This is a genomic window from Streptomyces sp. CB01373 (assembly GCF_002803075.1).
Taxonomy (GTDB): Bacteria; Actinomycetota; Actinomycetes; order Streptomycetales; family Streptomycetaceae; genus Streptomyces.
In genome coordinates, this window is the sequence record NZ_NNBK01000015.1 from 135,692 (window position 1) to 147,556 (window position 11,865).

General features: G+C 70.4%; 10 protein-coding genes. 5 read left to right on the forward strand and 5 right to left on the reverse strand.

The window, feature by feature from the left end; all coding sequences use genetic code 11:
- Window positions 1-19: 19 nt before the first annotated feature.
- A complete protein-coding gene (locus CG719_RS24785; protein ID WP_100570887.1) occupies window positions 20-3,163 on the forward strand; it encodes a BTAD domain-containing putative transcriptional regulator in 3,144 nt (1,047 codons plus the stop codon).
- Here CG719_RS24785 and CG719_RS24790 read toward each other — a convergent pair.
- Window positions 3,147-3,908 carry an ABC transporter permease gene (locus CG719_RS24790; RefSeq protein WP_100570888.1) on the reverse strand — a complete coding sequence of 254 codons (762 nt, stop codon included), beginning with the start codon at window positions 3,906-3,908 and terminating at the stop codon, window positions 3,147-3,149. The genes CG719_RS24785 and CG719_RS24790 overlap by 17 nt on opposite strands.
- Window positions 3,905-4,879 carry an ATP-binding cassette domain-containing protein gene (locus tag CG719_RS24795; protein WP_100570889.1) on the reverse strand — a complete coding sequence of 325 codons (975 nt, stop codon included), beginning with the start codon at window positions 4,877-4,879 and terminating at the stop codon, window positions 3,905-3,907. The genes CG719_RS24790 and CG719_RS24795 overlap by 4 nt, the downstream gene beginning before the upstream one ends.
- Before the next feature lie 134 nt (window positions 4,880-5,013).
- Between CG719_RS24795 and CG719_RS24800 the strand changes: the two genes are divergently transcribed.
- The 3 genes from CG719_RS24800 to CG719_RS24810 all read left to right on the forward strand — a co-directional run bounded on the left by CG719_RS24800 (window position 5,014) and on the right by CG719_RS24810 (window position 7,894).
- Window positions 5,014-5,616 carry a winged helix-turn-helix domain-containing protein gene (locus CG719_RS24800; protein ID WP_159024950.1) on the forward strand — a complete coding sequence of 201 codons (603 nt, stop codon included), beginning with the start codon at window positions 5,014-5,016 and terminating at the stop codon, window positions 5,614-5,616.
- 2 nt (window positions 5,617-5,618) lie between these two features.
- Window positions 5,619-6,890 carry an MFS transporter gene (locus CG719_RS24805; protein WP_100570890.1) on the forward strand — a complete coding sequence of 424 codons (1,272 nt, stop codon included), beginning with the start codon at window positions 5,619-5,621 and terminating at the stop codon, window positions 6,888-6,890.
- A gap of 161 nt (window positions 6,891-7,051) precedes the next feature.
- Window positions 7,052-7,894: a phosphotransferase gene (locus tag CG719_RS24810; protein WP_100570960.1), complete on the forward strand. Its 843-nt coding sequence runs from the start codon at window positions 7,052-7,054 to the stop codon at window positions 7,892-7,894.
- A gap of 262 nt (window positions 7,895-8,156) precedes the next feature.
- Here the strand turns inward: CG719_RS24810 and CG719_RS24815 are convergent, their stop codons facing one another.
- From CG719_RS24815 to CG719_RS24825, 3 genes are read right to left on the reverse strand one after another with little or no spacing between them, the layout of a single operon-like run.
- Window positions 8,157-8,678 carry a hypothetical protein gene (locus CG719_RS24815; protein ID WP_100570891.1) on the reverse strand — a complete coding sequence of 174 codons (522 nt, stop codon included), beginning with the start codon at window positions 8,676-8,678 and terminating at the stop codon, window positions 8,157-8,159.
- Between the two features lie 44 nt (window positions 8,679-8,722).
- Window positions 8,723-9,538, reverse strand: coding sequence for a hypothetical protein (locus tag CG719_RS24820; protein ID WP_100570892.1), 816 nt, complete (start codon window positions 9,536-9,538; stop codon window positions 8,723-8,725).
- Window positions 9,535-10,149, reverse strand: a complete 615-nt coding sequence (locus tag CG719_RS24825) for an ABC transporter ATP-binding protein (RefSeq protein WP_100570893.1) — start codon at window positions 10,147-10,149, stop codon at window positions 9,535-9,537. Before CG719_RS24825 ends, CG719_RS24820 begins: the two co-directional genes overlap by 4 nt.
- Before the next feature lie 304 nt (window positions 10,150-10,453).
- On the opposite strand from CG719_RS24825, the gene CG719_RS24830 reads away from it, so the two are divergent.
- Window positions 10,454-11,830, forward strand: coding sequence for an NAD(P)-binding domain-containing protein (locus CG719_RS24830; protein WP_100570894.1), 1,377 nt, complete (start codon window positions 10,454-10,456; stop codon window positions 11,828-11,830).
- Window positions 11,831-11,865: the final 35 nt, after the last annotated feature.

Sequence of the window (11,865 nt, forward strand, 5' to 3'; positions counted from 1 at the left end):
CCCGTGGCAAAATCAGCGGGTGCAGATCGGGATGCTGGGTCCACTGGAGGTTCGCACGGACGACGGCCTCCTGGTCGACGTACCGGGCGCGCGGTTGCGCGGACTGCTGGTCGCCCTCGCGCTCAGGCCGGGTCACGTGGTCCCGAAGACATCGCTCATCGACTGGATCTGGGGTGAGCACCCGCCCGCCGACGCGACGAACGCCCTGCAGCGCCTGGTGTCCCGGCTACGGAAGGCGCTGCCGGGCGGGGTTGTCGAGGGGCAGACGGACGGGTACCGGTTGCCGGTGGAGCCCGACGCCGTCGACGCAGTGCGGTTCGAACGTCTCGTCGTGGCAGGCCAGGCCCGCGCCGAGGACGTCTCCCGTCGCGTGCCGCTGCTGCGCGAGGCCCTCGAACTGTGGCGTGGTGCGGCCATGCAGGACGTCGGTCTGCAGGACAGCGCCGCGTTCGACGCCGCGGTCGTCCGGCTCGAGGGGTTGCGCCTGACCGCCACGGAGGAGCGGGTCGACGCGGAGGTCGCCGTCGGACGCGGCGCGGAGATGGTCACGGAGCTGACCGACCTGGTGGCCGCGCACCCGGTGCGGGAGCGGCTCGTAGCCGCGCTGATGCGTGCGCTGGTCGCGGCCGGTCGCGACAGCGAGGCGCTGCTGGTGTACCAGCGCGCGAGGGAGGCCCTCGCCGACACGCTCGGCGTCGATCCCTCTGCGGAGCTGTCCGCGTTGCACCTCGCGCTGCTGCGGGGCGAGTTGGGGCAGCGGGAAACGAGTCGCAGGACCAACCTGCGCGCAGAGCTGACCTCTTTCGTCGGCAGGGACTCCGACGTCGCCGCGGTCCGTGAGCTCATGGCCGGGCACCGGCTCACCACCGTGATCGGGCCGGGCGGCTCGGGAAAGACCCGGCTGGCCACGGAGACCGCGCGCACGCTGCTCGGTGAACTGCCGGACGGGGCCTGGCTGGTGGAGCTCGCGGCCATCGGTTCGGACGGCGACGTGGCGCAGTCGGCGCTCGCCGGGCTGGGTCTGCGCGACGCCCTGCTCGGCGGGGCCCCGGACACGGAGCTGACGGACCGGCTCATCGCCGCGGTCCGCGAGCGCGAGGCGCTGCTGATCCTGGACAACTGCGAGCACGTGATCGAGTCGGCGGCGGTGTTCGCCCACCGGGTGCTCGGAGAGTGCCGGCGGCTGCGGATCCTGGCGACGAGCCGGGAGCCGCTCGGCATCACCGGGGAGGCGCTGTGGCTGGTCGAGCCACTGGCTCTGCCGCGCGAGGACGCGGGCCCGGAGGAGATCGAGTCCTCGCCCGCCGTCCGGCTGCTGCGGGACCGGGCCGGGGCGGTGCGCCGTGATCCGGCGGCCGACTCCCCCACGTTGGCGACGACGGTACGTGTCTGCCGGGCCCTGGACGGGATGCCGCTGGCGATCGAGCTGGCCGCGGCCCGGCTGCGCACCATGTCCATCGACCAGCTGGCCACCCGGCTCGACGACCGGTTCCGCCTGCTGACCAGTGGCAGCCGTACCGCGTTGCCGCGGCACAAGACGCTGCGGGCGGTGGTCGACTGGAGCTGGGAGCTGCTCACCGAGGCCGAGCGGACGGTCCTGCGGAGGCTCTCGGTGTTCTCCGGCGGGGCGAGTCTGGAAGCCGCCGAACAGGTCTGCGCGGGCGACGCGGTCGAGCGGGAGCAGGTGCTCGATCTGCTCACCGCACTGACCGAGAAGTCGCTGCTGGTCACCGAGGACGACAGCGCGCCGCGCTACCGCATGCTCGGCACGATCAAGGAGTACGCCGGCCGGCGGCTCGCGGACGCGGGTGAATCGGACCGGGCGCGTCACGCGCATCTCGCCTGCTTCACCGAACTCGCCGAGGCCGCGGAGCCGCACCTGCGCCGCGCCGAGCAACTGGAGTGGCTCGCCAGGCTCGGGGCCGAGCACGACAACATCGGTTCCGCGATGCGTGGTGCGCTCGCGGCGGGTGAGGCACAGGCGGCGATGCGGCTGGCGGCGGGCGCCGGCTGGTACTGGTGGCTCAGCGGTCACAAGGCCGAGGGCCTGGAGCTGATCACCGCGGCCACCAGGACGCCCGGCGAGGTGACCGACGACGTACGGGCCATGGTGTACGGACTTGTCGTGCACTTCATGAGCTCCGGGCGGGGCGACGCCCACCAGACGGCGGAGTGGATCCACAAGGCGTACCGGTTCAGCCGGCGCAGTACGGGCAGCCATCCGACCCTTGGGTTCGTGGCGGTGCTGGAACGGATGGTGCGCACGCCGGACGCGGTCCTGTCCGCGTTCGAACCGCTGCTCGACGACGAGGACGCCTGGGTACGCGCGCTGGCCCGGCTGCATCTGGGCAAGATGCGGATCGTGCTCGGACAGGGCGGCCGGGACGCGGACGCGTACCTGGAGACGGCGCTCGCCGAGTTCCGGGTGCTCGGTGAGCGGTTCGGGATCTCGTTCGCGCTGACGGAGCTGGCGGACCGGATCGCCGCGCGCGGCGAGTTCGCCGCCGCGTGCGAGCACTACGAGCAGGCGGCCGCGGTCGTCACCGAGGTCGGTGCCACGGAGGACGTCATCCGCATGCGGTCGCGGCAGGCGCAGTTGTACTGGCTGCTGGGCGACGAGGACGCCTGCGCGGCCGCGATCGCCGAGGCGCAGCGGTGCGCGGAGCGGGTCACCTGGCCCGACGCGCTGGCCGAGTTGGCCCTCGCCAAGGCGGAACTCGCCCGGTGGGGCGGCGATGCGGAAGAGGCGCGCAGGCAACTCGGTGCCGCGACGGCGATACTGGGCGACGAGGCGGAGCGGGCGCACATCCGCGCGGTGAGGCACGACCTGCTCGGCTACCTCGCCGTCGATCTCCGCGAGGCGCGGGCGCATCGCGCGGCGGCCTGCGAGGCGGCGGCCGAGACGGGGCACGCGCCGTTGGTCGCGGGAGTGCTCGTCGGGGTCGCGGACCTGGCGCTGCGCCGTGACGAGCACGAGCAGGCGGCGCGGCTGCTCGCGGCGAGCGCGGGCGTGCGCGGTCTGCCGGACCGCTCCCACCCGGACGTGGCCCGGATCGAGCGGAGCGCGCGGAGCCGACTCGGCGACGAGAAGTTCGCCGAGGCGGCCCGCGAGGGGACACGGACCGGCTGGTCTCAGCTGGTCGAGGTCACGCTCGCTTCCTGAACGCGGAGACCGCCCACACGTATCCGAGGAGGCCGAGCCCGACGCACCAAGCGAGGGCCGCGAACGCGTCGCCGCTCGACGGGTTGCCCGTCAGCAGTCCGCGCAGCGTCTCGATGATCGGGGTGAAGGGCTGGTACTCCGCGAACTGCCGCACGCCGGTCCCCATCGTGTCGGCGGGCACGAACGCGCTGCTCAGGAACGGCAGCATGATCAGCGGTACGGTGGCCAGGCCCGCCGACTCCGCGGTCTTCGCGCCCAGGCCCATGGCGACCGTGAGCCAGCTGGTCGCGAAGGCGAGCAGCACCATGATGCCGATCGCGGCCAGCCACTGGAGGAAGCTCGCGTGCGGGCGGAAACCCATCGCGAAGCCGACGCCGATGATGGCCGCGTCGGCGATCAGGCTGCGCACCGTCGTGGAGACGACATGTCCGGCCAGCACGGCGCCGTGAGAGACGTCCATGGCCTTGAACCGGTTGATGATGCCCTTCGTCATGTCGCCGTTCACGGCCGCCGCGGTCGGCCCCAGCCCGTAGGTGATGGCCATCACGAGCAGGCCCGGCACCGCGTAGTCGACGTATTTCCCCTCGACTTTGAAGGCGCCGCCGAAGACGTAGACGAACATGAGCATCATCACGATGGGAAACAGGACTGCCTGGAACACCGTGACCGGATTGCGGGCGGTGTGCTTGAAGTTGCGGCGCAGCATGATGGCCGCGTCGCCGAACGCCGTGGGAACAGTGCTCATTTCGCGATCGCCTCCGCGCTCGTGCTCGTGTGGGTGCTCGTGTCGGTGCTCGTGCTCGTGCGCCCGGTCAGGGCGAGGAAGACGTCATCGAGGTCCGGCGTGTGCACGGAGAACTCGGCGGCGTTGATCGTGTGTTCGTCGAGCGTGTCCAGCACGGCCCGCAGCGACTTCGAACCGCCGTCGCTGGGAACGCGCAGGGTCAGTTCCTGATCGCCCCGTGTGGAGCCGGCCAAAATCCGTGCCGCCGCGTCGAGTTCGTGGAGGCCGGTGAAGCGGAGCCGGACGTGACTGCCGGGGGCCTGGCGCTTGAGTTCCTCGGGGGTGCCCTGAGCGACCAGGCGGCCCTGGTCGAGCACCGCGATCCGGTCGGCGAGCTGGTCGGCTTCCTCGAGGTACTGGGTGGTGAGGAAGATGGTCGTTCCGTCGGCCACCAACTCGCGGACGATCCCCCACATCGTGCGCCGGCTGCGCGGGTCGAGACCCGTCGTCGGCTCGTCCAGGAAGATGATCCGCGGGTTGCCGACCAGCGTCATCGCCAGGTCCAGCTTCCGGCGCATACCGCCGGAGTAGGCCGACGCCGGCTTGTCCGCCGACTCCCCCAGGTCGAACCGCTCCAGCAGTCCCGCGACCACACGGCCACCCGAGCGCACGCGCTTCAGGTCCGCCATCATCTGAAGGTTCTCCCGGCCCGACAGCAGTTCGTCCACCGCGGCGAACTGACCGGTCACACCGATGGCCGCGCGCACCTGCTTGCTCGCGGTCACCACGTCGTGCCCGGCGACGCGCACCGTCCCCTCGTCGGCTCGCATCAACGTCGTGAGGACGTTCACCGTCGTCGTCTTGCCGGCTCCGTTCGGGCCGAGCAGGGAGAACACCGATCCCGCGGCAACCTCGAAGTCGATGCCGTCGAGCACGACCTTGTCGCCGTATGCCTTCCGCAGCCCTGAAACTGCGATCGCCGCACTATTCATGCCCTCACGGTCCCCGCCGGCCCAGTCACCCGCCTGTCACGCCCCTGACACGACCACTGACACGGCGTTCCACCGCGCACAGGCACGGTCCCGACCCTTTCGAAAGACATGTTTCGAGCGTAGAGTCTCGAAACATGTCTTTCGAAACCGGGGGCGCTGCTCCGCGTGAACACCGCAAGCTCACCGACCCGAAGGCCATGCGGGCCGTCGCGCATCCCACCCGCCTGGCCCTGCTCGAAGCTCTGAGTCGGCGCGAGCCGCTGACCGCGACCGAGGCCGCCGAGGTGGTGGGAGAGTCCCCGACGAACTGCGCCTTCCATCTGCGCACGCTGGCGAAGTACGGCTTCGTCGAGGAGGCGGGAGGCGGCACGGGTCGCAGTCGCCCGTGGCGGCGTGCTCACATCGGCTTCACGGTCGACGAGTCCGACCCGGCGGGGGCGATCGCCGCGGCAGCGCTCAGCGCCGTGCTGTGGGACTCCTGGCTGGAACGAATCCGCAAGATCGGCGCGATGCGATACGCGTTCCCCGAGCACTGGAACAAGATCACCAGTGCTGCCGAGTCGGTCTTCTATCTGACCCCCGAGGAAGCCGAGACCTTCAAGGCGGAGCTGACCGCCCTGCTCTTCCGCTATCGCGAGCGCCTTGAGGATCCGTCGCTGCGGCCCGAGGGCGCTGTTGCCATGGAGCTGATCCAGTTCACTTTCCCCGCCGACGCCTTGCACACCCAGGAGGACTGACCGTGCGTGCCCTTCTCACTCGCCGGGACATCCGCCTGCTCGTCGCCGCCAGGCTGATCGACATGGCCGGGAGCAATGCCCTGTGGATCGCCCTCGGTATCCGGGTCAAGGAGCTCACCGGCAGCAACTCCGCCGCCGGACTGGTCTTCTTCGCCTTCATCCTCGGCACTCTGGGCGCACCCCTGGGCGGTGCCCTGGTCGACCGGGCACGGCGTCGGCCGCTGCTGATCGTCCTGAACCTGGCCTCCACGGTGCTGGTCCTGCCGCTGCTCCTGGTGCACGACCGCCACAGCATCTGGGTCTGTTATGTCGTCATGGCTTTGTACGGGCTGGGCAGCGGCGCCACCGGCTCGGCCATGACCGCGCTCACCCAGACGTTGATCCCATCGGAGCACTTGGGCGATGCCAACGGCCTCCTGCAGACCCTGCTGCAGGGCCTGCGCCTGATTGCGCCTCTCCTGGGGGCAGGCGTGCTGTCCGCATTCGGCCTGGGTCCGCTGGTGGTGGGCGACGCGGCGACCTTCGCTCTCGCAGCCCTGCTCATCGCACTGATCCGGCAGCGGGAGGAACGCCCGCAGCCGGCGCGGCAAGAGGATACCGGCGCCCGGATCGCCGCCGGTTTCCGCTACATCGCGCGGACCCCCGCCCTGCGTCAGTCGACCGTCGCCGTGGTGCTCGCCGTCGTCGCCTTCGGTTTCTCCGAGTCGGTGCTCTTTGCCGTTGTCGATCTGGGGCTGCACCGCCCACCACCCTTCCTCGGCGTCCTCAGCTCCTTGGAGGGTGTCGGTGCCATAGCGGCCGGGGTGGCCGCGGCGGTGTTCATGCGGCGTGCGGGCGAAGCGCGGACCGTGACGCTCGGCCTGGCCTGCGCCGCCGCGGGCTTTTCCCTGAGTGCCGCCCCATCTCTGCTCGCGGTCGCGCCGGGCACCGTACTCATCGGCGCCAGCCTGCCTTTGATCGTTGCGGGCGTCATGACCCTCTTCCAACGGCGCACGCCCGCCTCTCTGATGGGGCGGACCGATGCCGCGTTGAGCGTGCTGATAGGAGTACCGCAGACCGGGGCCATCGCCGCGGGAGCCGCGTTGATCGCGCTGGTGGACTATCGCGCCATACTCGCCGTGATGGCGGTCCTGATGGCCGCCGCGGCGCTCTACCTGGCCACCCGCCCCACCCACCGGCCGACCGGGGCAGGCGTCCAGTCGCCACTGGCGCAAGAGCTCGGCGAAGCGGCAGGCGAAGCGACACCGGAAGCATCGCCGCCGCACCGCGGGTGACGTCACCGCTCACGGACCGCCGGTCGGAGTCGGCGATCTGCAGTAGCCGGTGCGTCAACCGCGCGCTCTCATGAAGCGGACTGTCCGGCAGGCGGTGAGGAAACCCTTCGCCACAGTTGCCCTCACCCGTGTATGTGTACTCAACAACGAGGGAGGACGTCATGGAGCCATGGGAACTCCGCCGCGCGGTTGAGGCGGGACGGGCGACCGCTGTGGAGCTGGGCCTTCAGGTCGAAGACGTGGTCGTCATCCACAACTCGGACCGCATCGCGCTGCGCCTGGTCCCCTGCGATGTTCTGGCTCGGGTCGCACCTTCGGGGCATCTGGCTGATTCCGAATTCGAAGTAGAGGTTGCTCACCGTCTCGCTGCCATCGACGCACCCGTGGCTGAGCTCGATCCTCGGGTCGTCCCCCGAGTCCATGTGCGTGATGCCTTCGCCATCTCGCTCTGGACCTACTACGAACCTGTGGGATCGGAGATCGCGCCGGCCGACTACGCGGACGTGCTCATGCGGCACCATGCCGCCCTGCGGCAGCTCGATCTGGACGCACCGCATTTCACCGATCGAGTCGCCGTGGCACTGAGAGAGGTGAACGCCCGGGAGCGGTCCCCCGAGCTGCCCGAGCCTGACCGGGAACTCCTCAGCGGCACGCTCAGCGGTCTGACCGCTGCGATCAGCACCGACAAAACCCGCGACCAGCTGCTGCATGGCGAGCCGCATCCGGGCAACCTCCTCAACACGAGGAGAGGGCCGCTGTTCGTGGACCTCGCCACGTGCTGCCGTGGGCCGGTCGAGTTCGACCTCGCCCATGCGCCCGAAGAAGCGGGAAAGCACTATGCGGGGGCTGACCACTCCCTGCTTCACCGGTGCCGCGCCGTGAACTGGGCGATGTTCTCGGCCTGGCGCTGGCGCCGACACGACCAAATGCCCGACCGGGGCCACTGGAGAGTGGAGGGCCTCAACCGGGTTCGCGCCGCACTTGATCGCTGCGGACCTGGCTGAACTCGAAACACAGGGGCTGCTGGGCCGGTCGGAAGTCCTCTTCGTTTTCGACCAGCTCCCGGAACTCGACGACTACCTGAAGGGTCACCACCCCTCAGCCCGCAAACGGCGCTTCCGTACCGTCGGCCATGGCCGCGGCCACAGCACTGCCTCGGTGCCGATGCCTGCGGCTCGGGGGCGGTGCGGGTGGTTGAGGCCGTCGGGAGTGGGCGACGGACGGAAGCGTCACTCGGCGGGCGGGGGTGTCATCCGCCGGGGCTTGCTACCAGCCGGCCTTGACCCCGTTGTAGGCCTTGCGGCAGTCGGCGTTGGTGGCTTCCGTCGAGAGCTTCTCCATGCTGTTCTGCCAGACCTTCTTGGCCACCTTCTCCAAGTCCCGTGTCTGGGCAGGGATGTTCGGCGCGAACTTCTTGATCGTCCCGATGGCGGAGGTGGTGAACTTGTTGCACGCGGGTCCGGCGGCGTTCCGGTAGCGGGTGTCCAGGTCCGTGGCCACCGCCTGGCCGTTCTTGGTGGCCCAGTTGTTCCAGGCCGCGCAAGCCTCCTGGGTGATGGCCTTCTGGTCGGCGTCGCTCAGGTTCATGACCTCGACCAGCATGGCGCTCTGGACCTTGTCGGGGACCGTGAAGTCCGTGACGGGGAACTTGTCGAGGGTGGTGAGCAGCGCCTCCTGGCACGCGGGCGGCAGCGGGGCCGCCTGTGCGGAGGCCGGGAAGGCCAGCGCGGAGGCGGACAGGAGGGCCGTGGTGAGGACCGTGCGCTGGACGGTACGCGACAGGCTCATGGGGGTGTGCTCCTTGCGTAAAGAATGTGATGGTTCGGGGCGATTCAACGCCCGCTTACAGAACGATCATTGGCCGCCGCGGTCACGGCGGCCTGTTCCGGTGGGAGCGCGTCGCGGGTACGGCGACGGAAGACCATGAACCCGGCCAGCGCCGCCCCAGTCAGCCAGAGGAGCTGGATCGCGAGGCCCTGAGCCACCGGCGCGGTGGAGAAGGCCGCGGACATACTGGCCTGCACGGCTCCGTACGACGGCAGGAAGCGCACAACGGCGCTGTCCGACCCGGAGCTTGAGAGGGGGTTCTGCAGGGCGACATCGATGATGCTGATCATCAGGATGGCGAACATGCCCTCCACCTCGCGGCGGAGCACCGAGCCGAAGACCACTCCTAGCGCGCCGTAGGTCAGGGCGGCGAAGAACAGCGCGGCAGTCAGCATGAGGGGCTGCCGGGGCGACCAGGCGAAGCCGGCGGCGGCCGTGGCGTACGCGGCGACGGCGGCGCAGACCAGGGTGAGCGCGGAGAGCTTGGCGAGGACCAGGTGGTGCCGCGGGTAACCCGCCATGGCCAGGCGCCGGTCGAAGGCACCGCCCGTGAAGGTGGCGGCGAACATCATGAACCCGGCGATCAGGGTGACCGCGTTCAACGCGCCCGTGATCTGGGTGAGATGGTTGCCGGGCGGGGTCAGCACCTCGCCCGTGGCACGCAGTCGGAACGGCGCCGGCCGGTCGGGAATGGTCACGTAGGCCAGGGCGATCCACACGGGGATGTAGAGCACCACCAGCAGCATCGCGAACCGGTTGCGGGCGTGGCCGATCAGCGCGTACCGGGAGGCCGTGGTGAACAGGGCCCAGTGCCGCCTCATGCCGCCGCCTCCGCGCAGCGGTCCTGGCGGTGCAGGCGTCCGTCCTCCAGGCGCCACAACTGGTCCAGCCGGTCGATGTCGTACGCCAGGTGCGAGACGACCAGCACCGAGCGTCCGGCGTCGCGCAGCCCGGTCGCCAACTCCCAGAAGCGCAGATACGTCTCCCAGTCGAAGCCCTGGTAGGGCTCGTCCAGCAGCAGCACGTCCGGGTCGTGCATGAGCGCCAGGGTCAGGTTCAGCTTCTGCCGTGAGCCCCCGCTGAGCAGGCCCGCACGCTGGTCGAGGTACTCGGTGAAGTCCAGGGTCTCCATCACTTCCTCGGCCCGCCGCAGGTCCGCGAGTCCGAAGGCGTGCCGGAAGAAGTCGAGATGCTGACGAACGGTGAAGGAGTCGTCCAGGACCACGGACTGCGGGCAGTAGCCGAACCTGCCTCTGTGGCGCACCGAGCCCCGGTCCGGCCTGAGTTCACCGGAAAGGATCTTCAGCAGCGTCGTCTTGCCGGCGCCGTTCTCTCCGACGATCCCGGCGAGCACCCCGGTGCGCAGACGGAGGTCGACGCCCCGTAGAACCGCGTGCTGCCGGTAGGAGTGGTGCACATCTGTGACGTCCATCGCGCTGCTCCGTCGTGCCAGGTCTTCCGGTTGTCCGCGGAACCGGTCCGCGTCTTCCGGCTCCTTCCGAAGCGGCGGCGGAACCGGGCCGCCCGTGCCCAACGAGCAGCCGCAGCAAGGGAAACGGCGTGGTCCCGGCTCCGTCCCACGGCGTCAATCCGGCGCCCGCAGCGTCACGCGTGCGGCGGTTCCGCCGACGGAAAGGGGGTTCGGGACCACCGGGACGGCTAGCGTCGCCCGGACCGGGGGGCCGGCGGGTCCGCCCGCCCGGGTTTCCGCCCCGGTCCAGAAAGGTCGGTCAGTCATGCGGAGGACATGTGTGATCGGCGCCGGCCCCTCAGGCCTGGCGGCGAGCAGGGTCTTCGCCTCCCGGGACGTTCCGTTCGACTGCTTCGAGGCCGGGTCGGGCATCGGCGGACTCTGGCGGTACGGCAACGACAACGGCATGTCGGGGGTGTACGCGTCGCTGCACGCGAACATCTCGAAGGAGAGCATGTCGTTCTCCTCCCTGGCCATGCCGGAGAGCTACCCGGTCTTTCCGCACCACAGCAAGGTCCTGGCCTACCTGGAGGACTACGCCGCGTCGTTCGGCCTGCACCGCCACATCGTGTGCGGCACGAAGGTCACTTCGGTGCGGCCCCTGGACGGCGGCGGCTGGGAGGTGGTGTGCCGGCGCCGCGGCGACACGGGCGAGGAGAGGCGGCGCTACAGCGAGGTGGTGGTGGCCAACGGCCATCACTGGGACCCGCGTCTCCCGGCCCCCGCCGTGCCCGGTGCCGAGGAGTTCGAGGGGACCGCGATCCACTCGCACGACTACCGCACCCCTGACCCGTACGCCGGTCTGCGGGTGCTGGTCATCGGCATGGGCAACTCCGCGTGCGAGATCGCGGCGGAGATCTCGCGCACGGCGGCCCGGACGTTCCTCTCCGCGCGCGACGCGGCGCACGTGTTCCCCAAGATGCTGCTCGGCCGTCCGGCGGACCATCTGGTGTGGAGCCCGCTGTCCGGTCTCCCGCGGCTCCTGAAGGACCCGGGGTTGCGGCTCCTCCTGCGGCTCACCCGCGGTGCCCCGGCCCACTACGGGCTGCCCGCGCCGGACCGCGGGCCGCTCGCCCGCCACCCCTCCACCTCCGACGAACTCCTCGTCCAGCTGGCCCGGGGCGCGGTCACGCCGAAGCCCGGTGTCCGCTCCTTCGGCAGGACCACGGCGGCCTTCACGGACGGCAGCCGTGAACCGGTGGACGCGGTGGTGTACGCGACGGGCTACACCATCTCGTTCCCCTTCCTGGAACCGTCCCTGTTCGCCGCCCCGGACGGCCGCACCGAGCTCTATCTGCGTACCGTCCCGCCCCGCATCCCCGGGCTCTACTTCATGGGGCTCGCACAGCCTTCCGGCGCGGCTTTCCCGCTGCTCGAACCGCAGGCGGAATGGATCGCCGAACTGATCGAGGGCGCGGTGGCGCTGCCGTCACCGGCGGACATGGCACGGGCGATCGCGCGCGAGTGGCGCCGCCATCGCACGACGTACGTGTCCACCTACCGCCACGGGATCGAGATCGACTTCCGCTCCTACCGAAGGACCCTGCGCCGGGAGCGCCGAGCGGGCAGGCGTCGCGCACGTGGCGTCATGCCGAGCCTGCCCGGCGTCAGCGGCACCACCCGTGCGGCCGACGCCGTGTGAGCCCTGGGGATCGCCAAGTGGCCTTCTGAAAGGAA